Raw genomic sequence first — 23788 nt, 5'->3', positions numbered from 1 at the left:
TTGAGAAGAAGATGACGACTATCGCCAGATCGCCAAAGCTGATGTTTGTTATTAATTCTTTGGAGGGTGGCGGCGCCGAGCGCGTCCTGTGCACGATTGCGCGCGAATTTGCAGCCTCTAACCCTGGCGTCGATGTCCATATTGCAACGCTGGATGACGTAGAAGACAAATACAGCGTACCTGACAGCATAAAGCGGCACCGTCTGGATTCTAAAGGCGCGATGCTGGCGAGCCTGACAAATTTGCGCCGGGTGCTGAAGTCGGAAAGCCCGGATGCCGTCGTTACGTTTCTGACTCGATCCAACCTTGTTGCCGCCCTTCTTGGCAAGACATTGGGTATCCCCACATTGATTAGTGAGCGCGTCAATACGACGAGCCATTTCTCGACGAGGCGCGCTGCGGGTATCTTTAAGTTTCTCATTCGCCTTATCTATCCGCTCTCCCGGCGCATCATCTGTGTCTCGGGTGGAGTGAGCGAGGATCTAGCCATCAATTTTGGCATATCCCGGAGTAAGCTGGTAACCGCTTTCAATCCCTTGGATATTGAAAGGATCAAGTTGCTGGGTTCGCAAGAGCCCGCCATTGCTCTTCCATCAAATTACTTAGTGTCCGTCGGTCGGCTTATGCCCAACAAGAACCACGCGCTGACCATCAGCGCACTTGCCAGGTCCAAGACCGATTTCAACCTTGTGATCCTGGGCGAGGGGCCGGAGCGTTCCTCCCTCGAGGCACATGCTCGCAACCTTGGTCTGGCCAGTCGCGTACAATTCGCCGGTCATCTTGCGAATCCTTATGCTGTTGTTGCGAATGCGCAGGCTTATGTTTCCTCCTCGCTTGCAGAAGGCTTTCCCAATGCCCTTGTGGAAGCAATGTGTCTTGGGCGGCCCATTCTTTCGACCGACTGCGACTCTGGACCGTCGGAAATTCTCGACGGCCGCGCCACTTTAAAGGTCACCAGCTGTACTGAAGCTCCCCACGGACTTCTCGTGCCGGTCCTGAACGAGGAGGCGCTGTCCGATGGTATCCGGAAACTGTCCGATCAGTCATTGAGAGCAGATTATGGCCTGCGTGCAACAAAGCGCGCGCAGGATTTTTCCATGGAGAAAGCTGTAGAGGCTTACTCCGCCATTATCCGGTCGGTCGCTCCCTTGGAAGCGTAAGGCGTCGCCTAGAGCTGAGTACAATCAAACGTTTGATTGAAATATTAGACTTGCCTCGGTTTACTGACGAAACGCGCGTCGGAAGCTTTGCACGAAGGGTTCAGCGATATATTCAGCAAATGTCCGGTCACCCGTGACCAGATAAGCCTCCGCTGGCATGCCGGGTACAATCGGTGGCAACGGTTTGTCACCCGTTGCATCTACCGCCAGACGGACGACGAAATAGCTCTGCCCCGTCGCCTCGTCTTTTGTCGCGTCTCCTGCCACAAACTCGACGTGCGCGTCGGCAGGGTCGAACAAATGGCGATTGAAAGCAGACAGGACAACCTTCGCTTTTTGTTGCGGAAACACATTGTCCACATCGGTAGGCTGTATATGCGCCTCGATGAGGAGGGGGCGACCCTCCGGCACTATCTCAAGCAGAGGACGGTAAGGCTCTACCGCGCTGCCTATGGTGTTCACATGCAGTGTCTTTACGACACCGGTAACGGGCGCTCTGATATCGACACGGGCAGCGGTCTCCGCTTTGCCGGCGAGTGTTTCAATCGCTTCGATCAATTCCGAACGCGTCTTGGATAGTTCATTGCTGACCTTCTCTTTGAATTGCGAACGGGTCGAGCCGATGCGCTGATCTATCTCCTCAATCTGGTGGCGTAATGCCGCGAGCGTTGAGTTCATTTTTGCGATTTCGCCGCGGGCCGAGCCCTCCTGCCGCTCCATCTCCCGCAAGGCGCTTTCACGCCCGAAGCCATCCTTTATCGCTGTACGTCGCAATTCAACATCGGTGGCAAGACTTGAGAGCTGGCCGTTAAGGGCATCAAGTTGCCCCTGAGATCCGAGCATTTGCTCCTCGAAAGCCCGACGCTGCGCCAAAAGAACCCCAAGCGTATCCGAAAGCTGTGTGCGACGGTCGCGGAATTCGGTCATCTGGTCATTGATGAGATAATCGATTAGGGTTGCTTCGAGACCCTCTACAGATTTTGGAAGGGTATCTATCGATATGACAAGATCATTGCGATCAAGCTGCTCAGCGGTAAGTCGCTGCTGTCGTGCAGCCAAGCCGGCAATCCTCGCCCGTAGCTCCTGAAGCGCGGATTGTTCCTGAGCGCGCTGCAACGTCGCAACAATGTCGCCTTCCTGGACATGGCTACCCTCACGGACCAGCAGCGCCGCCAGTACACCGCCTCGCTCATGTCGAACAATCTGGGCATTGCTGTCTGTAACAATCTTGCCCGTTGCAATAATTGCCCCCGACAACGGCGCGCTGAAAGCCCAGGCGGAAAAGCCGCCTAGAAGGAGCGCGATAACCCCAAGACCTGCCATTGCAGGTCCCCGGATAGAGGTGATTGCGTCAATGGAGCCCGGCAAGCGGTTCGCCCCGCGAGATTTAATGCCACCCTTCTTCATCAAAGCGCACCACTTGCAGGCAAAGCCTTTGCCCGCACCATATGCACATCCGCCACTCTGCCCGGTGTCGGGCGGGGTGCAATCGCCGTCAATTTGCCCTTTTCCATCATGTAGACTTGGTCTGCCACGGAGAGAATCCGATTCCGGTGGGTCACCATCAAAATTGCACAACCTCTAGCGCGCTGCTTTACCAGCGCCTCGGTCAAAACAGTTTCACCCATGCTATCCAGGTGGCTGTTCGGTTCATCCAGCACCAGAACCTTGGGACTACCAAAAAATGCGCGTGCCAAAGCAATGCGTTGGATCTGCCCGCCAGAGAGCCGCAAACCTCCGGCCCCAACGCGTGTACTATAACCGTCCGGCAATGTTGCGATGAAACTATGGGCCCCTGCCGCCATGGCCGCTTCCAGAACGGCTTCGTCGGTCACAGACGGCCCAAAGCGACCAATGTTTTCGGCCACCGTCCCCTCATGCAATATGCTTTCTTGTCCCATATAGCCAAAACTTGCGCCGCGCTGGGCACTTGGCCAATGACGTAGCGGAAATCCGTCAAGCAGTATTTCTCCTGCGGTTGGAAGCATCGTCGCTGCGGCAATCCTTGCCAGCGTGGATTTCCCCGAGCCACTTGGGCCGACAAGCGCGGCAATCTGGCCCGGTTGAAGAACAAGACTTACATCTTGAAAGAGAGCGGGACTCGACGCGTCGCGGCTGAAAGAAAATGCGGCCTGGCGGATTTCAAGACGTCCAATTGGCTCAGGCAGCGTCATGAGGGGTCGCGCGTTTTCCGTTGTTTCGAGTTTTGTAAACGAGCGGTCGACTTCCCGAAACGCCATCAGCGCCTCATTGATCTGGCGCCATGACCCGACAACTTGTTCGACGGGCATGAGGGCACGAGAAGATACCAGCGACGCTGCGAAGATCAGGCTAGCAGACATTTTGCCTGTGATCACCAACCATGCACCGGCACCCAGCACCAGCACCTGAATACTTTGCCTTACAAATCGGGACATACCGTAAAAGCTGGCGTTTGTTTTGGCCAAGGAGTCGATCGGCCTTGATGCGGCCAAGGCAGCGTTGCTCCAACGCTGAACCATGTTGAACCCCATTCCCATAGCTCGAATTTCTTCGCTCTGGCGCAGGGCATCCCCTGCATGGCGCATGGCCTTGCCTTGCAGGAATGAGAGATTGCGCGAGCCTCTGTCTGCAATGCGCTGATTGGCGAAGGTCACAAGAACCAGCAGAACGATACCGCCGACCGTCGCCCAACCAATGACAGGATGAGCAAGAAACATGAGGCCCAAAAATAACGGTGCGAAAGGGAGATCGAACAAACCGGTGAAACTGCCACTCGCAATGAAACGCTTGACGATTCCCACCTTGCCTATCGACCCGGAGGTCTCCGACAGGATTTGAGCGCCATGCCCATCCGACGCGGCCATAATCAGCTTTGGCATGACCGAGAATTCGTAAAGGGAACTCAATCTCTGGGCAATGATTTGTCTGACTGATTCAATACAGCCAAAAACAAAAAGCCCTCCGCAGGCGATAATAGTCAGGAAAACGAGTGTCTCCACGCTACTGCTTGGTAACACACGATCGTATACCTGCGTCATGTAAAGCGGAATGACAAGAAGCAGTAGATTTGTGAAGGTCGTAAACAGCAGCATCCAGAAAACGCCACCCCTCATACCCTTCGAATGGGAGATTGAGGTGAGTAGGGACCGATCTCCGACTGACATTTCGCACGCTCCAGACAGGCATAATACACCAACGCAAGAGCACAATATCGCTGTTCAAGGTTTAGAAAGTATTCACAGTCTCAAAAAAATTGAAGGGCTGGATTAATCAGATGTCCAACTTGGTCTGTTGCCTAGAAGTTTGATACGTGTCCTGAAAGGTTACATCGTGTACCACAGATGCGGGTTCGAGCCCGACTGTATCTTGACCCAGCGTAGATCCGCATTTCTCCAGGACTTTATAACGTTCGTCCGGTTGTCCAAAACCACGTCGCCGGTCGCGGTCTTTGCAATAAGAACCGCATGACCTTCGCCAGAAGATGTGTAGGCAACTGCAATACGCAGTGCTGCTGCCGGATAGCCTTTGGACATTAGAATGCGCCGTTTGGTCAAAGCGTAATCTTCGCAATCACCCGATTTGGCGCCGACCTGCCAGATGTCAACCGACTTTCCGTTCTTCTTGTCGTTTCGACCTATGATCGATGAATTCACCTGAACGTTCACCTGCTGCAACATCTGTCGCGCTGTTTTATCTTCAGGTGCGGCTGGCTCGACGTCGCTTTTCTCGCAATCAACGGGATTACTAAGACAAAAGCGAACCTGGGCAAATGGAGCTAGTGTCGGGCGCCCTTCGGAAACGAAAGCACCTTCAATTGCGGTGCCGACACGACGCATGGCATTAGGTGAGGCGGCATTCGCAGCACTCAAACTTGCTATCACGGCACCAGCTGTCAATGCAGTTTTAATAGAAAGCTTGCCCATTTCTACTTGCCCTTCCCGTAACGATCTATAAGCGTTGGCTCGGTGTCTTACTGTGGGACAAGCTAGCAGGGCTGAATTGCTCCGAAGCTAAGGATTTAGATCGAATTTTATGAATTTCCGCTTTTCCAATTTATCAAAGAGATGATCGCCTACATCGGCGTTGTTGCTTCAAAACAACAACTAAAGAACAGGATGTGTACAATGCCACATAGCGCGCTTGCCATGTGGCGCAATTGCGGCTAGAGACTGTACCAAGTAACGTGCTGATGAGGGGTCTCAGCCTGAAACAAGCTAAACACTCAGTTAACGTTATTGCAATGAGAATTTCTTAATCAAGTTCTGCCATACTTGGCGAACACTTAATATATGGACTCGTGAATAATGCGCTCAGCTTTGACGGGAACTCTTGTACTTGCCCTGCTGTCGGGGTGTACATCTACACCAAGTTCCGGTCCCACCTTTCGCGATATTGAGAGCGGCGCTTCACTGAAGGTTTCCAGCAAAGATTCAGTCAATAAGGTTGTTGGAGTAGACTATGCTCTGATAGACTTGGATCAGCGTGTGCTGAATTATTTCGAGGAAAAAGGCGTTACTTCTCTCGCTGGCGGCTTTGGTGGTGGGCGCGGCAGTGCGCCGGGCATCCCGCTTGGTGCGGGGGATGTGGTTCAGGTTGCTATCTTTGAATCGCAGGCTGGTGGCTTGTTCATTCCGTCGGATGCGGGTAGCCGTCCCGGTAATTTTATCACGCTACCAGAGCAGACAATTGACCGGAATGGGCAGATCAATGTGCCCTATGCAGGTCGGATCAAGGTCGCGGGCAGATCTGTCGATCAAGTTCAATCCGAAATCCAAGATGCTCTTGCCAACCGTGCAATCGAGCCTCAGGTCGTTGTGACAAAAGTTCGCAATCGTTCGGCTCAGGTGGCCGTTGTCGGTGACGTTAACACGCCAGCAAAATTCGAGCTTACCGAGGCGGGTGATCGGGTTCTGGATGCTATTTCCCAAGCGGGCGGCCTGAATGCGCCAGGCGTGGAAACTTACATTACACTACAGCGTGGCGGTCGTTCAGCGACAATCCTTTATGATCACCTTATCAACACGCCTGCAGAAAACATTTATCTCGCGCCAAATGATACCTTGATCGTGAATCGTGAACGCCGGACCTTTATTGCCCTTGGGGCGTCGGGGATCAATGGTCGTCTGGACTTCGAGGATGCCAACCTCACGCTTGGTGAAGCAATGGGTAAGGCTGGAGGCCTTCTTGATGGTCGCGCCAACCCATCTCAGGTTCTTGTCTATCGTGAGGTTGACCGTAAGTCATTGTCGGGTCTGGGCATAGATACGTCCAAGTTCAGAGGCGACTCGGTTCCTGTCATTTTCCGTGCCAATGTTCGTGATCCGTCTGGCTTCTTTGCAATGCAGAAGTTCCCGATGCAGGACAAGGATATCCTTTACACGACGAACTCCGATTCTGTTGAACTTCTCAAGTTCCTGAACGTCGTGAACTCTGTATCAACGACTGTATCAGGTGTGCCGATCGATGCCGCCAATGCGAAGGATGCAGTGCGCTCATTCTAATTGCTGTGTACTAGGTGCGCGGACAAATTAACGAAATTTCAACATTGAGATTTAAGTATTTGTCCGGCACGTTAGGCGATGGTATGTAGTGTCCAATTCAACGAACTGGAAGATAAGACATGCGCCCGAACGTTTTATATTTAAGTGTGAGCATTGGTCTTTGCCTTGTAGCGGGAAGCGCATTTTCTGCTCCGGCGGTCACTGATTCCACTCAGCCAGCCTCATCAGGTCCTGCAGGTGCTGTGAGCTGCCTAGTGTCCCCGGCCCGGGTGTCAGATGAGAGTATTGTTGCGTTTCTAGCTGCTCCAGAAGATATATACCGTGATGTTGCCGGTGATCGGGACGTGAATGCACTCGTGTTATCTTCGCGCATCAGATCGCTAGCGGCATCTTCTTCAGATACCCTGATCCCGCTGCTTGAGTTGGCAAAAACCGCGACCCCCAGCCAGCAAGCTGCAATTGGCGCAGGGCTCGCACGTGCGGCAACGTCGTGTGTTTCGGCAAATGCAGAATATGCTTCGAAAATTCAGGTTGCTGTTGCCGAACTCAACAGTCCGGTCCTTGCTGAGGCATTCGCCGGAGGTCTTGATGACGTCCAGACGTCTGCTCTTGCCGGTGCTTCTGGTGCAGGACCCTCCGCATCATCAATCGGCGGCGGCGGAGATGCCGGTGGTGGAACCCGAGGAATTGTTCCAGATGATGTCTATACGAACGGTGATGATCCGCTTTCGTTCACATCTCGCAAATATTCCGGCAATGTTGTGACCACATCTTCTGTCAGCCCGAGCGATGTTACGCCATAACTGATTTTTTGCTTCTTCGAACATATTGAAGGCCGCGTTTACGCGCGACCTTCTTTTTCATTAAGCACAGAGGGCTGGCGGCCTCCAGAGAGGTTCAAAATTGAATATCCAGAGCCACAGCGATACGACGCGTCACCAGTTGGATCAGAAGTCGATTTTGCCGCAAATGCCGGTAGTCGATTTCGAGAAACTGGTTCAGATTGCGACTCGACGATGGAAAATCTTCGGTGCCGCATGTTGCGCTGGCCTGGCATTAGGGCTGGTTTATCTTTTCGCCGCTCAGCAACTTTACACATCTGAAGTCACCATCTTGATGGATGATGGCAACGCCAGCGTGATAAACGAGCTGCGCACGGTACAGGATGCGGTAGACAACGAAAATTCCATATTAAGTCAGGTGGAGTTGCTGCAATCGGATGCGGTTATCGGCGGCGCAGTTGATCGCCTGAAACTGGCAGATAACGAAAAGTTTTTGAAATCGGATGGATTTCTATCTGATGCAATCAAGACGATGCGGAAGCTCGTTGATGTAAAAAATTGGTTTGTGCCTGATGAATTGACCGGTGACACCGCTACTGCACGGCGGAGGGCAGCAATTAATCAGATTGTTGCGAATCTAGATGTTGTACGCGTGCCTCGCACCTATGTCTTGAACGTAAGCTTTACTTGGGCAGATCCTGTTCTCGCCGCACAGATTACGAACGAAATTGGGCAAGGCTACTTGCTCGATAAGCTCAATTCGAACTTCGAGACGACAGAACGCGCCAGCAGCTGGCTCAATAGCCGTATTGCAGAGCTGCGCGAGCAGTCACGTGCTTCAGATACGGCCGTCCAGAAATTTCGGAGCGATAACAATCTCCTTTCTGCAGGCAGTGTTTTGGTCTCGGATCAGCAACTCGATGAGTTGACCCGTGCTCTAGTCGTTGCACAGGATGCTGCGGCAAAAGCAGAGGCGCGCTACAGCCGTATCATGGAAGTGCTGGATAAAGGCGATGTCAACGCTGTTGTTGCCGATTCCTTAGACAGCAACATATCCAACGATCTGCAGAAGAAATATCTGGAAGCTTCCAAGCGCGAGAGTGAAATATCCAATCGCCTCGGACCCGACCATATTCAGGCAATACGGCTTCGAGCGGAGATGGAGCAATACAAACTCCAAATGTTCGGTGAACTTCGCCGCATTTCGAACTCATACCGAAATGAACTCGAAGTCGCAAAGGCGCAGGAGCGGATAACAACAGAAAACCTGGATAAAGCCAAGGTTGTGACAGCTGTCGCTGGCGAAAAGCAGGTGGAACTACGCCAACTCGAACGGACCGCAGAAACTGACAGCAACCTACTGAAGCTTTTCCTTGAGCGCTATCAGCAAGCTCTTCAGCAGCAGTCCTTTCCCGTCACAGATGCACGCATTATTGCCAAGGCGAAAGTGTCTGACGTTCCAAGCCATCCACGCAAGCCACTCCTGCTGGCGCTTTTCCTGATGGCCGGAGCTGCGGTTGGTTTGTGTCTTGCTGCATTTAAGGAGTTCCGCGACCGTTATTTCCGCACTGGTGAGCAGGTGACGGCTGAACTGGGACTGCAGTTTCTGGGCGCTGCGCCCTTGCTGACGCCGGCCAAGGGCGAGAAAGCACTAGCTAACCCGTCCGCAAACGAGATTGAAAAAGTCAGTTCAGTCACAAACTACGTCGTTGAGCATCCCCTGTCAGGTTTCGCCGAAACCCTTCGCCGTGCGAAGATTGCTGCTGACCTCGCTATTCCGGGGGACGGCTGTAAAACGATTGGGATAATCTCCACTCTTCCAGGAGAAGGCAAATCCACCATTGCAGCAAACTTTGCTGAATTGCTGGCAAAGCAGGGAAGCAGGACGGTACTCGTTGACTGCGATCTCCGCAACCCAGGCTCAACCCGCTCCTTGGCGCGCAACGCTCGCTATGGCCTGTTGGAAGTAATTCTGGGCAAGATGCCGATTCAGCAGGTTTTGGTTCGCAATAGCAAAACCAATCTAGGATTTATCCCTGCAGTTATTTCGCAGCGGGTGCTCCATTCGTCGGATCTTCTTACATCTGCAGGAATGACTGAAGCATTGTCCGCGCTCGCGGCCGATCACGACTATATCATACTCGATCTACCACCGCTTGGCCCAGTCGTGGATGCGCGAGCGATGGCGCGCAAAATCGATGCATTTGTATATGTTGCCGAGTGGGGCAAAACATCGCGGCGAGTCGTCCGCCATACATTGGAAACTGAGAATCTGATAGCTTCGAAATGCCTGGGTGTAATACTCAATAAGGTCGATGAGCAGAAACTGCGCCTTTACAGGTCGTTTGGCTCACTGGAATTTTATAATTCACGCTATCAAAAGTATTATATTGAACAAGCTTAGGCTGAACATATTCACCTTATTCGGGTCTGCCTTATTCGGTGTAACGGCGTTTTATATCGTCGTTCTAGCGTCAAATTCCTTGATGTTAGATAGTGACTATAGCGGGGTAAAGTTTTACTCGCGTACGGTGCTGTCGGGCGAACCGCGCACGCGCAAAGACGTGGTAAAGCTAAGCACTATCTCTAATGAGATCGTGTCTGAAAATGTCTGTCGATCTGATATTCTGAAGGCTGGTCTTGTCCTTGTGCTGAGCCGGATAGAGATCAATCTTGCTCCGCAGGATTATGATTCCTGGCTTGAGGCGGTTTCCAATGCGAACGGCTATATCGCTCACGCAATCCGGTGCACACCGACAGACGGAAATTTATGGCTACGGATGGCAATGGTAACTCGTGCGGGTGCGGAAGACCCGGAACGCATTGCCGAGTTAATGACACGGTCCCAGAACTTGGCACCAGCAGAAATCTCGGTTGTGATGGACAGGGTCAGGTTCTACAACTCACTCGGTGCCAGCACATTGGAAAAGACGTCATTGGTGGTGGAGAAGGATATTGCCATCTCACTTCAGCAGGAGCCCAAGCTGCTGCGTGAGGTCCTAGAGAAGCCAAGCAAAGCACTGACGCCATATCTACGTGCAGCAATCCGTAAGGCTGATTTCGTTTGCAGAACGGACTGGCCTCCCTGTAAAAACGCAGAGAGCGAGCTCTAAGTAGCATTGGGAGGAACCGTTGTATCGACGGAATTTGCTTTTGTTGTCATTGATGCAGGATGCGCAGAGGATTAGGGTCGCTAAATTTCATCCAACTTGAGGTTGGGTTGCTTCTACATAGGTTTGATACTTCCTCGCATTACAAAACAAACGAAGGTGGCGGTGGATATGGATAAACTGCTTCGACGTGATTTTCTGGGAGTTCTCGCGGCTGCGGTCTTACCCTATGGATCAGCGCTGGCTACAGACGACAAAGTGGAGCAGGCGGCGCCTTCCGCACCCAATCTACCAAAATCCGCGCAGCCACAAATCAGCAAAGGCTTTGCTGCGCAACCTGCGCAGAGGATTGCGTCCAAAAAGTTTGCCGATAGCCCTGTTATCCTGAAGGTCCGTCCTGGGAGCGTAGTCGAAGGTGTTAGTATAACCAATGTCGAATTGCTTCGCTCCGGCCGCTTGGTAAGCTGTGATGGCGATAAAGGGCATGAGATAATGAGCAGTGCCCCGGGCCTTCGCGTCAATCGGGTCCGCTCTATGGATGCAAGATCCGGTGGGCTCATTCGTTTACGCGGGCGCTCGGACGACGTTATCATCCAAGATGTTCGCTATCAGTCCAGCGCGGTTAATACGGACCGCAAGAAGATCGGCGCCGTTATACAATTAGGCGGAAAGTCGGATCAAGATATCGGGAAGAACATCCTTATAGAACGCGTCTATGCCGAAGGCATGATCTCTGATTATGACGGATTTCTAAACGGAGATATATTCGCAGACGAAGCGGGCTGGAGTGGCGTTGTCTATCGGAATTGTTACGGAAAGAGAGCATCCGACGCTATCTTCGACCTGAAAAGCCAAAATACCGTGCTTGATCGCTGCACAGCGGAAGGTGCGCGGCGTAATTTCAAAATGTGGTACGACAAGCGTTCAACTCACCTCATCAGCATCAATCCGGGGCAAACCGGAAACGGTCGCGCCGCACACTATTTCGCCAAAGGCAGCGATAAAGAACTGTCCGTTCAAGTGATCGAACATATCGACTTCATTGCCGATATGCCTGTCCCACTTATTGTGGTTGAAGAAGTTCCTGTAGAAATTCGAATTCGGAGCTACACGTGCCAAGTTCCGGCCGGGACTCCGATCATCGGAGGAAACACGGATCTTGCCAACGTGATATGGGAAACAGGGGCTCCCCGCCTTTGATTTCGTTGTTGGCGTTGTAAGGCGACAGACTGCGGAGAAAGCTGGAAGGCCGAATGCCGTTCCTTAGACGCTGTATCGCGACCAACCTGTATACAGCAACCGGTCTTTTCCTGGATCCGCGGAGCTGGTCTGCATACCTAAAATGTTTCCGATTTGAAGTATGGCTATGAGCCGAAGTGGGACATTGAAGTAGCAATGAAAACACACGAGGCGAAAGATATCGTCACAAAGCGTCGTCAGGTTGACGTGCTGAATGCACAGTGCAATTCTGTGGCGCAGATTATCCGTTCGATAGGGGTGACGGAAGGTAAAGACTACCGTTGGTCAGCAGAATAAGGTGGCCTCAAAGGCGATCAGGCAAAATGCTTTAACGACTTGTGGGCCGACAACGCTCGCCTCCGCCGCGCTTTTTCCGATCTAACCCTAGCCAAGATGATCCTAGCAGAGGCCGCCAGGGGAAACTTCCTCGCACCGTCTGCATTCGTTTTCACCGATATAGGATTAAACATTGCAGCATCATGGTTAAGGGCGGATATCTTCCAAAGGAACGCCCGTCGCATGCTTTCCTATAAGCAGAAACGGCGCGTTACTAACAAGATGGCTAACAATTTGGACGCAACCGTCGTATGTGGTCGCCGACCGTTGCAAAGACAGTCGTGCAACTTGTTACGCGGCAAAGCCACTCAGCGACAATCGAGAGGTGCTACAAGTCAGCGGATAGCCGCTGACCCAAATTTTAAGCGCGGTGTCAAAACCCTTTGCCACCTTTAAGTTCCGAAATCACAGTGCCGAACATGATCCAAAGATCCAGACGAATGGAAAAGTTCTCGATGTAATACAAGTCGCTGGCGATACGAGCACGAGCCTTACCTGGCCTATCAGTTGGTCCACGTAGGCCTCGCATCTGAGCTAAACCCGTCAGCCCTGGTTTCACGGCATGTCGATCGTGATAGTGAGGAACAAGATCCTCGTACCGAACCCCGGCAGCTAGCATTCCAACAGCATGACACCGCGGGCCGACAAGTGACATGTCTCCCCGTAATACGTTAAGAAGCTGCGGCAATTCATCGATATTGGTCTTGCGAATAAATGCGCCAATACGGGTCAGGCGCGGATCATTCTCAACGGTTTGGGCTACACCGCTCGCATCTCCCGCATCAGCCCGCATTGATCGGAATTTATAAATTCGGATCCTGCGACAATTCTGCCCCCAGCGTACTTGCGTGAAGAGAGCAGGTCCGGGGCTATCAAGCCTAATGAGTAATGCTATGAGCAGCAGGACTGGAGCAAGTGCGAGAAGAATAGATGCGGCGATAAAAACATCTAATGAACGTTTCGTCGCGAGCTGAACAGGGGAATAAGAAATCGACGATGGACCTGCTCCAACAACTTTAGCAGACTGGTACAAGTGGCGCTCTAATCCGCTAGATTTCGCGTACTCCACGTTTTGTCCTAGTTCCGATATCCTCATCTAGATCAACCTTTGAATATACTTTTACGAAATGCCCTGTCTCCTTAGTACAATTTAAAGACAGAGTCATTAAGAATATTAATGAAAGGTTAATCATGGAGGCGTCTCTGAGGAGATTGTAACATAATCTTTAATATGTACATTCGATGATTGTATAATCTATCTATTGCTTGTGAATGGTTGCGCCCAAGCGAATAATCATGACTGGCTCCGCGAGCATACTGTCGCCGACGCTGATTTCAGCGCGGTTTACACTTTCTATGCCCTCTTTGGTTTGGTGGATATTTGGCATGGTTGTAGCAAATCGTGCGTGCTCTTCGAATCGTCTATAGGCGCGGCCACTACGATGGTTCCGATCGGGTGGCTTATTCGAACCGGCAGGCAAGCCTCTCAGCTGTTTGGTCCCAGCATGTGCCTGCACGGAGTTTCGGTGAAGATTTCAGGTTTTCACGCTCAGTTCCTGTACCGGTTCGAAATGCGTTTTGAAGCGCCAGCAGTCCCAACTGCGTAAGTCCGCGATTGAGGCGTGATAGAATGATTCGACGGTCGCCTCTTTGATCGTTCTGGCCATTCGTTAAGCCTGACCATTGGTCCAGAGGTGCGTGGTCTTAACCTCCTTCGCCATTTCCCACAACGTAAGAACTCTTACTGCTTGGACGCCTAAGGGTGATAGGCTGATCACCTCACTTATGCACAGGTCATTGTTTCATCCTGGCGCACTTTCTCGTATCGATGCAATATTAGCATGGGGAATTTAGCAAAGTGTAAGCTATGCTTTTTATTGGCTGTTTAACCAGTGCCAATGCTGAGGCATAGTCGCGTTCATGACGAAGCGATTTAAAAATTATGTGGTTGTTTTATGCGTGTCGCTCATAATGTGGGTGGTTATCGTCGGGGCGATTGTTTGGCTGGTTTAGTCACACAGTGGTGGCTCGGGAAACGTGCAAAGGTAGGACAAGTGCAATTTCTGCCTGACAACGTCTTAAATTTCGGGGAGACGTCAATTGCCGAGTGAAAAATCCTTGCCGTCTTCGCGCTTTAGCGAGACCCGGTATTCGTAGCGGTCAGCTCTGTAGAATATTTCGGCGGCATAGAAAGGCTTCAGTTCCGCGTTAAAAAACAGCCTGTTCACCAGCATCAGCGGTGCGCCGATGGGTATTTCGAGGTGTTTTGCGGCATAATCGTCTGCCAATGTAGCGGTAAGCGTTTGTTCAACCTGTTCCACAACAGCGCCAGCTTTTTGAACCAGATCAATCATATTGGTCGTCGCTAGATCCTGTCGCTCCAACGTCTTGCCAATTTCCGGCAACAGATAAGCCGTCGAGAGTGAGTAGGGGCGGCGGTCCAGCGAGCGTACACGCACAGCGCGAACCAGTTCTGTGGTGGGGAACACGCCCATCTGCTCGCAAATGCGTGGAGGCGCCTCGCCGAGATCGAGGCTGATAACTTTCAGGCGCGTGCTTTTCCCCACCGTATTCAGGTAGCTGAACAGGCTGTTTATGTTTGAAACGACGACACGGTTGAGCTTATTGTCCTTTGTGCGATCGGTAACATAAGTACCGCGCCCCCGAGTACGCGTCACCAGTCCTTCCGCCGTCAACATCTCCATGGCTTTGCGGATGGTAATGCGGCTTACCGAAAAGTTCTCGGAAAGCTCGGCCTCGCTCGGAACCGCTACGTCAGCCGGGTAATAACCTTTGACGATGCGCTCGCGCATGACCGCGTAAACTCGATGGTAGAGCGGGGTCGGGGAGTGTCGATCTGCCATCTATTATGAAATCCAGAAAATAAGCGCGTTTAAGACAACGACTTGAGAAGTTCGGCCTCTATCAATGCTGCCGACTTGCCATCTTCCTTCATGTCGTTCATTCGCGCGGTGGGATTACGTTGTGTCCTTCCTCGAAATAATCTCACAGGACAGAGGGCAGTGCAATTTAAAAGATTATAAGGTTATGTCATTTATATCATTTGACGTTCGACGCTGCAGTTTACCAAATCTGGATACCGTGACGGCCAGCAATTAATCTGAACCTAACACGCAAATTTCTGAACTGAGCTTCAAGCCTGTCAGTAACTAACCGATTCAGGAGGCTCGCTTTCTCTTTATTTCTGCTGAGGTTCCATGTCGGCGCTCTCGTGACCTTTGCAAGACTGTTGCCCCTTCCGCCGACTGCACCTTCGACCCAAACAGATATTCTGATGATGCATGGTTCTGCTGACAGGACCATACCATCCGCCGCGACAACGGCTGCGGCGAACCAGTTGCAATCTTCGGGCTTGAACGTATCGTCCAAAATCTATCCAGAGATCGGTCACACGATTTCATCAGAGGAGGCAAGGGACACCGTAATTTTCCTTCGCGTCCGTTTCAAATAGCAGCGTGACGGTAGTATCATAGGATGTAGGTTCGCCCTCCATTTCTTGACTGGTTATCCGGGCGCGGGTAGAAAACATTGGCTCACAGGAGTCTATGACCATGGACATTGCTCACCGGTAGTCCGGACCAGCACCACTGATGTCGCGTCTTACAACATCGTGAATCTTGAGTTCTCATTCACACTATAAGGATCTACTCATGCCCAGACTTGAGGGGAAAACCGCACTCGTAACCGGGGCTGCGCGCGGCATTGGCGCAGCTATTTGCCGCGCTTTCGCTGACGAAGCGGCGAACGTCATTGTCACTGACATCGATGTGGAAGGTGGCCGAGATACAGCAAAAGCCATTGGAGCGACCTTCATTCGAGTTAATGTGTCTTCGGAAAACGATTGGATGGAAATCGCCCGTCAGTTTCCAAGGATTGACGTGGTTGTCAACAATGCCGGGATCACGGGGTTTGAGGTACCAGTCGACAGCACTCCGCCTGCTCATGATCCGGAAAACGCCCAACTTTCTGATTGGCGCGACGTCCATGCCGTGAATTTGGATGGCACTTTCCTCGGTTGCCGTTATGCCATCGGGGCCATGCGCGAAAATGGAGCGGGCTCGATCATCAATATCTCGTCCCGCTCGGGCTTGGTTGGAATTCCGATGGCTGCGGCCTACGCCTCATCCAAGGCGGGGGTGCGCAACCACACCAAGAGCGTCGCTCTCTATTGCGCTAGTCAAGGCTTGAACATCCGCTGCAATTCGATCCACCCGGCCGCGGTGATGACTCCTATGTGGGAGCCGATGCTGGGCACAGGCCCGGATCGTCCAGACCGCGAGGCCGCGTTGGTCAGGGACACACCGATGCGCCGGTTTGGAAGGCCGGAGGAAATCGCCGCATTGGCTGTGTTGCTGGCTTCGGACGAAGCCGCCTATATGACTGGAGCCGAATTGACCATCGATGGCGGTATTCATGCTGGATCAGCCGCGGCGCCGGGGAGCTAGAAAAGGTCAGCGCCTTACCATAGCGGACGGTTGTAGGCTATCTGGACTAGAGCCACCGGGCTCGTTTGAAGCGGTAATACAGAATACCACAGAGAACGAGGATGACTGCCAAGACGATGTAGTACCCGTATTGCGCCTTCAATTCAGGCATGTTTTCGAAGTTCATTCCGTAGATGCCCGCAATTGCCGTTGGCACCGCCAGGATCGCCGCCCATGCGGCAAGCTGTCGAGTAATTGCGCCTTGCCGCTGTTGCTCCAGAAGATTTGCGGCCTCGAATACTGATGTTACGATCTCACGCAGCCCGATCACCATGTTTTCGACACGACGGACATGATCATGGACGTCCTTGAAGAACGGCCTGGCATTGTTGTCGACGCATGGCAGTTCAAGGTGGGCAAGTTTGCTGGCAACTTCGGCCATGGGCCCCATCACCCTCTGGAACTTGATGACCTGCCTACGCATTCGGAAGATCCTGCGGATCTGCTCCGGCTCAAGGAAAGATATGAGAACGTGTTTCTCAATTTCCAGAACCCTGTCTTCTATCGTTTCGACCAAGGGAAGATAGCCATCGACGATGAAATCGAGGATGCCGTGGAGGACGTAGTCGGGACCATGCGATAGAAGCTGTGGTGCCTGCTCGAGTTGTTCGCGTAGTTTCTGGTGTGATCGTGCCGACCCATGTCGCACGGTGATGACATGGTTCTGGCCGACAAAGATACAGGTCTCGCCATAGGCGATCCTGTCGTTTTCGAGATACGCGGTCTTGGCGACGACGAATAGCTGGTCGCCATAGATATCGACCTTCGGGACCTGTTTGCCATTCAGCGCGTCCTCGACAGCAAGGGAATGAAGGCTGAACATCGCCTTCAAACATGCCATCTCTTCGACGATCGGATCGGTCAGCCCGATCCAGACAAAGTCGCCTGCGTTCGTGTCGAAAGGCTGCGAGGAGAGTGTGACCTCATCAGTGCGCTTACCGTTGCGGTATAGATAGGATGCGACAACTGTCATCTTTTTCCGTTTAAGCTCTTATGGCAGGAGGGAATATGGGTGAAGATTGCACGGAGTGAATACACGCGATGCTGACGTGTAGGTAGCGCTTTGAGATCAGTCGCCAAGTATTTACGCCTTCTGCCACTTAAACATGAGGACTGACAAGACTGGTATGACAGCGATCAAGTCGCCATTAGTGCGCACGACCTCGACGCTGCTGTGGCTATAATCTTTTCTGAAAGTGACTCGCTTGCTGCCTGAACTACCGGAAGTCCGGTTCCTATTTGGTGTGCGCGTCAACGGCGCAGCACACACAGTCTTCTAACGTAAGATGCGTTAGAAATCGTGCGCGCGTCGCATCCTCCTGGCAAGCAGACCAACAGGTCAGCCTGGACAGGACAATTTCCGTATTGAAGACTTTGAATTGCTAGAGGCAAATGAGGGGGAGGTCACTGTCAGGTCGCTGTATCTTTCGCTTGATCCTTACATGCGTGGTCGCATGAGCGATGCGAAGTCCTATGCTGCACCAGTGCCCATTGGCGGCGTTATGGAAGGCGAGGCGATTTCCGAAGTGGTCAAGTCACGACACAACGGTTTTTCGCCGGGCGATCTCGTCCGGGGAAGGACCGGCTGGAGCAGTCACGCTGTGATCAAAGGCGACGAGTTCCGTGTCGTCGCGACGCACGGCGCGCCGATCACGACATCGCTTGGTTCGCTGGGAGTGCCCAGTTTCACCGCTTGGGCAGGACTGAAGTTCACTGGACAGCCGAAGCTACGGTCGAATGCTCTACCTCAAAATTAAGGCTGAGACTTTTGGCTCTGCAGGATATGGTTGGGATCAGGTAGGTTTCGTGGCCTATACCTTTGAACAGTTTGTCGTAGGTTTAAGGACAGATTATCTTTGGACACGCTTGTCCGCTTAGGGCCAACAGCCGCCAATGCGGTTTTGGCAGCAGTGCGGTAAAGGCGGTCATGTGGCAGCTAAGGTCACTGGATTTGCCGATCACTCGTTGATCAAAACAGCATTGAAAATCCAACGACGGGGCCATGTTGGGTCACATTCCAGCGAAATTTACTGGCCCCTGTAAAGTCATCACCTTCATAATCTTGGTACAGAAGTCGATACCCGACCCTCATGATCGCCGGTTTACCGAACATGGATGTCCGATAGCCAAGATAAGTTTGCGCGTTGACGCTGATTTTTGATCCGACATCGAACCCTCCTACGTCGACTTCAGAAAAGAGGTTCCATCGATCCGTGAGATCTGCATTCAATCTCAAACCGATGAACGGGTCGGTCCAGTCGGCGCTTTTCTTTGCGCGGATACCGAGAGCTGAAACCTCCGCCTTGAGTTGCGTCCATCGCACACCAGCGGTGGGCTCGATGGTTAGCGTCCGTGGTTTGCCGAATACCGTATCACCACCAAGCTCTGTCTCGTAAGCCACGAAGAAAGCGCCTGTCGACAGCGTAGTGGTTTTAATGCCTAGTCCTACCTCGTTTTCGAGGATGTGCTCTTCTTGGGTTGTTTTCACATGTTGGCCATCGAAATAGACGCCCCATCGATCATTTGTGATTTCGACATTACCCAAGACTGCCAAGTCTAGATGGCCGAGAATTTCAGAAAACGGAATATCAACATCAGTATCGAACCCGGCGAGCGACGCATTACCCTTCAGTGAGGCCGCCCAAGCATATGGACTGACGACGACTGTCCATTCCTTTTCGGGTGCCATTCGCAACTCATCGAAATCCCCGCTCCGAACAATTGTTGGCGTTAATAGAAGAGTAGAAGCGCTGAGCGCGATGGTGAGATGATGTAGCGATTGATACACAGCGCAGCCGCCTGTCACTGTTGCAGTTCGTTTTTATAAAAACGGCCGTCCTTCATGATAATTTTGAAGTTCTGGACAGGATCGGCAACGATATCGATGTTTGTTGTCGGGTCGCCGTCCACGAGAAGGATGTCAGCAAAAGCGCCAGCCTCTAAAACACCGATTTTACCGGGATATGGATTTCGCGGACCCGACATTGCCAGCAATTCTGCATTTGTGCCCGTGGCCATCTTCAGAATTTCAATTGGCGTGTACCACCGTTTCATCTTCGCTAGCTGTGCACCTTGGCGGCTCGTCAGTTTAGGTTCGAACAGTGTGTCCGTTCCCCAGGCAGTTTTGAGCTTATATTTCTTCGCGAAACCGTACGCCGTATCGGTTCCCGCCGACATCTCAAGCTGCTTCGCCCTGTTCGGCGAGCCTTCCGGCTGAGGGTTCGCGTCGTCGTCGTCCAAAAATGGTTGTGAACTGAACCACGTACCCTTTTCCGCGAGGAGGGCGGCCGTCGCTTCGTCCATCAGTTGCCCGTGTTCCAGGCAGCGCACCCCACTGTTAATGGCCATTTGGATCGCCCGTGGCGTGTAAGCGTGAACCGAGACATAGGTACCCCAGTTTTCGGCAGCCTCCACCGCGGCTCTGAACTCGGGCTCCGTGTATTGACTGACATCCAGTGGGTCGTAGTTTGAGGCAATCCCGCCTCCTGCCGACAGCTTTATCTGGGAAGCCCCCAGCATCAGTTGCTCGCGGACGCGCTTGAGAACTTGATCGACACCATCGGCAATCATGCCGCCGCCCACCGCCTCGCCACGGCTCATTGGAGCATCATAGGCAGCGGGAACCTCGTAAGGGAAGCGGAAGTCACCATGCCCGGAAGTCTGGGAAATCATTGCCCCCGATGGCCAGATGCGCGGGCCGGAAACCAGCCCCGTATCGATTGCCCTTTTCAACCCGAAGACCGGGCCTGCCATATCCCGTACGCTGGTGAAGCCTCGGAGCAACGTTTTTTCTGCTTGATCTGCCGCGACGAGGTTGATGTACCCAACGTCGGCAGTCAGTAGCTGGTTCAGCCCGATGGCCGCCATCATGGCATGCCAGTGGTTGTCGATAAGACCCGGCATCAAAGTTCGGCCACCGCCATTGATAACCTGAATGCGTGTTTCAACCGAACTCGTGCTGGGTCCGATGTGTTTGATCTTGGTACCTTCGACCAAAACAGTAAGGCCGTCGCGCAAGGTATCGGATTTTCCATCAAAAACCTTCACATTGGTGAAGGCTATGGGCTCCGAAGGAGCTGGAGGCGCGGTGGCGAACGCATTGGTCGGGATAAGTGGGAAGGCCGCCATTGCTGCAGCACCCGTTAAGAACGAACGACGCGAGACCTTCTGTGAGACGATCGCATTCACTCGTGCAAACGCTGGATGGTGGCAGAGGCAACCGAAATTAGACTGTTCTGTCGCGGCGATTGGTTTGCATGAAAACACCATGCGGAGTCCTCCGGCAGCAATTTGCAGTGGAAAATAACACAGAAATTTGAAATGTCGAAAGCTATTTGCGAACAGATTTTAGCCTGCTCCGATCGCATTCAAGTCGCTACTATAAGGCACCACTGAGGTTTGCAGCAGCTTTGGCGGCAATGCGCCAAGACCAGATATTCGCTTCAATCTAGGCACTGTCCGACTTGGGGCAGCAGGTAAAAGTCCGCTCTAAATTTGGCGTCTACAAAAGAAGTCATTGATCAAAGGATGAGGTTTAGGATAGGCCTTTGCGAATAGGAAACCCGTGCGCGGCGTCTGCCTGAAGCTTGTGCGTGTCGTTCGCCAAATTGCAGATGCTCACCTTGCTGCCCTCAACGGCATTAAAAGTATTTTACGCTATGCCAAAGCCTATGACATCGGGCGGTTTTTTTAAACATCTAGCTGTATATCTGCTTCTGGTGATGTTCACCCAATTGGGGGCCAACGTCGCCAGCGCCAGCGACAACACCAGCATTCGAACCTCATGCTGGGCGGCCGCCACGCTATCGGAAGACATCGTCGCACTCGCTCGCGATGAACCCAGATGGAACTGCTCCGATGCAGACCACCAATTCTCCATTGATGCCGAACGAGTGCTCCTCCGCTTCGACATCACACCCAGTCAAGAACTTCCTCGATATCTGCTTTCAAGGCGGAGCGCGCTTCAAGCGGTGCATCTGCTGGCCATCGACCAGGACGGCACGGTTCGGCAGACGTCCTTTCCTGCCGCCGCCTTGCACAGTTCCATGGGCGGCGGATATTTCAAGGCAGAACTACCAAACGTAACTCGAATGACTCGGCAGATCGTCGCTGTCGTTGATATGCCGAGCCACCGGATGACGTTGGAGAAAGCATATCTTTCACCTGTTGACGCAGGCGCTAGCGTCGACGATCTTCGGCTCCTGCTGATCATAGGTGGGCTCGCCGGCATGCTGGTCATGCCGCTCATATTCAATGCTGCATTCTACCGAGCCCTGCGTGAAACGTTCATTCTCTGGCACTCGGTCTTCACCTTTTCGCTGCTGACGACGATCTTCGTTACATCCGGTCTGTCGGTGGTGTTTTTCGATCCTCCGGCTATGGCGCTGAGTTGGATGACGACACTCATCTTCGGGATTACGATCAGCTCGGGCGCGATGTTCACCTACAGCTTCATCGAGCCGGGAAAGATGCATCCCCTCCTGCGGCGCCTTCTACCCTATTGTGCTGCGTGGGCGCTCTTTCTGAGCGTCTTTCATGCGACCTTTCCCTTCGTTGCTCGCCCGATCCAATCGACAGCTTATACGGCGGCGTTTGCACCGGTTCTTGTCATCTTCGTTGTTTCGCTGATCAATTCATTGTGTCGGGGAAGCCGTGCGGCTCGGTTTCAGGCCATCGGATACACACCATTGGCCTTGGTCGGATTGATACGACTGGTGACTGGCTTGGCTCCCGGACTGAACAGCGCAGACGCCATGCTCCTGTTCTATTTCGGCTGCATGTTTGAAGTGCTTTTCACAACACTTGGGGTGGCGGAACGCTTAATGTCCATCAAGCAAGAGCGAGATCGCGCTCGTAACGAGACCGAGCTGCTTGAACGCCTGTCTGAAACTGATCCACTAACCGGGTTACTCAACAGGCGGGCGATAGAGCGGCAGTTCGAGCGAGTTCTCGATGAGAGTTTTACCGCGCTCGCGGTCATAGACCTTGATCATTTTAAGGCCATCAATGATGGATACGGGCATAGCGTCGGCGATCAGGTGCTCAAGGCTGTCGCAGTCGCACTGAAGGCAAGCCCCAACGTGCGCGCCTATCGCCTTGGTGGCGAGGAGTTCCTGCTCCTCTTGCGAGGTCACGACGTGGATGCACAGGCGGAGTTTCGCCGCCAAGCAATCCCTGCGACCGTCGCCAATGCGGTTCCGGGTCTCGCAGGGCTCGTGACTGCGAGCATGGGCATCACGCCGATCTCTGGCGGTGAAAGCTTCACGACATTGTATGAACGAGCGGACAAGCTTCTCTACGAAGCTAAGAGTGCGGGACGAAACACTACCCACAGCACAATCCCACTGACACAGTCATCCAACTCCACCCCAATAAATCAGGCGATAGTCGGCGGCAACGAAGCAGCGCTGGCTGGCACCGGCTAATAGCCCTCAAGGTTTCAATGCAACTGGATGCCGTACTCTCTGGTGGAGACCACGAATCCGCACCAAAGACTGAAATCTTGTCTGACTATGTGAACGGCCGCGTCGTTGAAATTCAACAGAAGGCTGAACGACCGACTGGAAGGCGCAAAACTGGTTTTGGAGTTTCAGGCGGGAAAGTCCGCTTGGGGCCACACAGTGACAAGCGTGCTATAGTAGGCTGCCTGACGGAGGCGACGCGGTGTGATGATTGGCATAGGCTTTGGCATAGACACCGCCGTACTGCGTAATCGATATACATGTAACAAGGGAATTACGGTGGGGTAGAAGCGCCCACTGCAGCCGAAGAACATATGGTAGATGCGCGTTCGACTTGAGATGAGCGGCGCGATCCAAGAACTGGCGCTCTTTAACCTCGCCATTGACAGCAAGCTTCGCGCTTGTGACCTCGTCAAACTAAAGGTTGAGGATTTATGGTCCGGTAGTTCGATCCGAGATCGGGCCACCATCATCCAAAAGAAGACGAAGCGGCCTGTGCAGTTTGAGTTCACTGAACAGACCAAGATCGCGCTCGCGGCGTGGCTCCCTTCGTTCGGAGGAATGGCGCCAGCTATCTGTTCCATGCCGTCGGAAGATGTCGCATCAATTGTCCATGAGGCGAAGCAAGGCAGTAAGCGCCGTTTTGATGGCACGTGGTTTTACGCTTGACGGAATGGAATGACGTTGTTGCCGCGCATGAACGCGAGGGCAC

At 52.8% G+C, this 23788-nt stretch carries 19 protein-coding genes; 11 read left to right on the top strand and 8 right to left on the bottom strand.

The features are described from left to right. Positions 1-11 precede the first annotated feature (11 nt). A complete protein-coding gene (locus IFT53_RS14155) occupies positions 12-1160 on the top strand; it encodes a glycosyltransferase (RefSeq protein WP_192065539.1) in 1149 nt (382 codons plus the stop codon). A gap of 60 nt (positions 1161-1220) precedes the next feature. Here IFT53_RS14155 and IFT53_RS14150 read toward each other — a convergent pair whose 3' ends face one another. The 3 genes from IFT53_RS14150 to IFT53_RS14140 all read right to left on the bottom strand — a co-directional run bounded on the left by IFT53_RS14150 (position 1221) and on the right by IFT53_RS14140 (position 5065). After that, positions 1221-2567 carry an HlyD family type I secretion periplasmic adaptor subunit gene (locus IFT53_RS14150; RefSeq protein ID WP_192065537.1) on the bottom strand — a complete coding sequence of 449 codons (1347 nt, stop codon included), beginning with the start codon at positions 2565-2567 and terminating at the stop codon, positions 1221-1223. Beyond that, positions 2567-4234, bottom strand: coding sequence for a type I secretion system permease/ATPase (locus tag IFT53_RS14145; RefSeq protein ID WP_192065535.1), 1668 nt, complete (start codon positions 4232-4234; stop codon positions 2567-2569). Before IFT53_RS14145 ends, IFT53_RS14150 begins: the two co-directional genes overlap by 1 nt. Positions 4235-4465: 231 nt before the next feature. Then, on the bottom strand, positions 4466-5065 hold the full coding sequence (locus IFT53_RS14140; protein ID WP_192065534.1) for a transglutaminase-like cysteine peptidase: 600 nt from the start codon (positions 5063-5065) through the stop codon (positions 4466-4468). A 381-nt stretch (positions 5066-5446) separates the two neighbouring features. Between IFT53_RS14140 and IFT53_RS14135 the strand changes: the two genes are divergently transcribed. The 5 genes from IFT53_RS14135 (at position 5447) to IFT53_RS14115 (ending at position 11735) form a co-directional block, all read left to right on the top strand. Further along, complete coding sequence (locus IFT53_RS14135; protein ID WP_192065532.1) at positions 5447-6643, top strand: polysaccharide biosynthesis/export family protein; 1197 nt, start codon at positions 5447-5449, stop codon at positions 6641-6643. A gap of 119 nt (positions 6644-6762) precedes the next feature. Further along, positions 6763-7446: a hypothetical protein gene (locus tag IFT53_RS14130; protein WP_192096935.1), complete on the top strand. Its 684-nt coding sequence runs from the start codon at positions 6763-6765 to the stop codon at positions 7444-7446. Positions 7447-7546: 100 nt separating this feature from the next. Next, on the top strand, positions 7547-9829 hold the full coding sequence (locus IFT53_RS14125) for a polysaccharide biosynthesis tyrosine autokinase (RefSeq protein WP_244656330.1): 2283 nt from the start codon (positions 7547-7549) through the stop codon (positions 9827-9829). Then, the gene (locus tag IFT53_RS14120; protein ID WP_192065528.1) at positions 9816-10538 is read left to right on the top strand and encodes a hypothetical protein; all 723 of its coding nucleotides are present in this window, start codon (positions 9816-9818) and stop codon (positions 10536-10538) included. Before IFT53_RS14125 ends, IFT53_RS14120 begins: the two co-directional genes overlap by 14 nt. A gap of 168 nt (positions 10539-10706) precedes the next feature. Beyond that, complete coding sequence (locus tag IFT53_RS14115; protein WP_192065526.1) at positions 10707-11735, top strand: hypothetical protein; 1029 nt, start codon at positions 10707-10709, stop codon at positions 11733-11735. A gap of 748 nt (positions 11736-12483) precedes the next feature. On the opposite strand, the gene IFT53_RS14105 is transcribed toward IFT53_RS14115, so the two are convergent. Next, positions 12484-13143 carry a sugar transferase gene (locus tag IFT53_RS14105; protein WP_244656329.1) on the bottom strand — a complete coding sequence of 220 codons (660 nt, stop codon included), beginning with the start codon at positions 13141-13143 and terminating at the stop codon, positions 12484-12486. Between the two features lie 1063 nt (positions 13144-14206). Beyond that, positions 14207-14974 (bottom strand): GntR family transcriptional regulator, encoded by a 768-nt coding sequence (locus IFT53_RS14100; protein WP_082249989.1) that lies wholly within the window; start codon positions 14972-14974, stop codon positions 14207-14209. 368 nt (positions 14975-15342) lie between these two features. On the opposite strand from IFT53_RS14100, the gene IFT53_RS24130 reads away from it, so the two are divergent. After that, complete coding sequence (locus tag IFT53_RS24130) at positions 15343-15582, top strand: prolyl oligopeptidase family serine peptidase (RefSeq protein ID WP_192065523.1); 240 nt, start codon at positions 15343-15345, stop codon at positions 15580-15582. Positions 15583-15781: 199 nt separating this feature from the next. Further along, positions 15782-16576 carry an SDR family oxidoreductase gene (locus IFT53_RS14090; RefSeq protein ID WP_192065521.1) on the top strand — a complete coding sequence of 265 codons (795 nt, stop codon included), beginning with the start codon at positions 15782-15784 and terminating at the stop codon, positions 16574-16576. Between the two features lie 46 nt (positions 16577-16622). On the opposite strand, the gene IFT53_RS14085 is transcribed toward IFT53_RS14090, so the two are convergent. After that, positions 16623-17588 (bottom strand): magnesium and cobalt transport protein CorA, encoded by a 966-nt coding sequence (locus IFT53_RS14085; protein ID WP_192065519.1) that lies wholly within the window; start codon positions 17586-17588, stop codon positions 16623-16625. Positions 17589-17928: 340 nt separating this feature from the next. Here IFT53_RS14085 and IFT53_RS14080 point away from each other — a divergent pair, with 340 nt between their 5' ends. Continuing rightward, complete coding sequence (locus IFT53_RS14080; protein ID WP_192065916.1) at positions 17929-18372, top strand: hypothetical protein; 444 nt, start codon at positions 17929-17931, stop codon at positions 18370-18372. 212 nt (positions 18373-18584) lie between these two features. On the opposite strand, the gene IFT53_RS14075 is transcribed toward IFT53_RS14080, so the two are convergent. Continuing rightward, positions 18585-19304 (bottom strand): hypothetical protein, encoded by a 720-nt coding sequence (locus IFT53_RS14075; protein WP_197980257.1) that lies wholly within the window; start codon positions 19302-19304, stop codon positions 18585-18587. A gap of 113 nt (positions 19305-19417) precedes the next feature. After that, positions 19418-20884, bottom strand: coding sequence for a metal-dependent hydrolase family protein (locus IFT53_RS14070; RefSeq protein ID WP_192065518.1), 1467 nt, complete (start codon positions 20882-20884; stop codon positions 19418-19420). Between the two features lie 323 nt (positions 20885-21207). Here IFT53_RS14070 and IFT53_RS14065 point away from each other — a divergent pair, with 323 nt between their 5' ends. Further along, positions 21208-23040 carry a sensor domain-containing diguanylate cyclase gene (locus tag IFT53_RS14065; protein ID WP_342365812.1) on the top strand — a complete coding sequence of 611 codons (1833 nt, stop codon included), beginning with the start codon at positions 21208-21210 and terminating at the stop codon, positions 23038-23040. Between the two features lie 357 nt (positions 23041-23397). Then, positions 23398-23745, top strand: a complete 348-nt coding sequence (locus tag IFT53_RS14060) for a hypothetical protein (protein ID WP_192065516.1) — start codon at positions 23398-23400, stop codon at positions 23743-23745. Positions 23746-23788: the final 43 nt, after the last annotated feature.

It is taken from the genome of Rhizobium sp. CFBP 13644 (assembly GCF_014842165.1).
Classification (GTDB): domain Bacteria; phylum Pseudomonadota; class Alphaproteobacteria; order Rhizobiales; family Rhizobiaceae; genus Agrobacterium; species Agrobacterium tumefaciens_C.
Note: the sequence above shows the minus strand (reverse complement) of the source record. Positions and strands in the feature narration are given on the sequence as shown.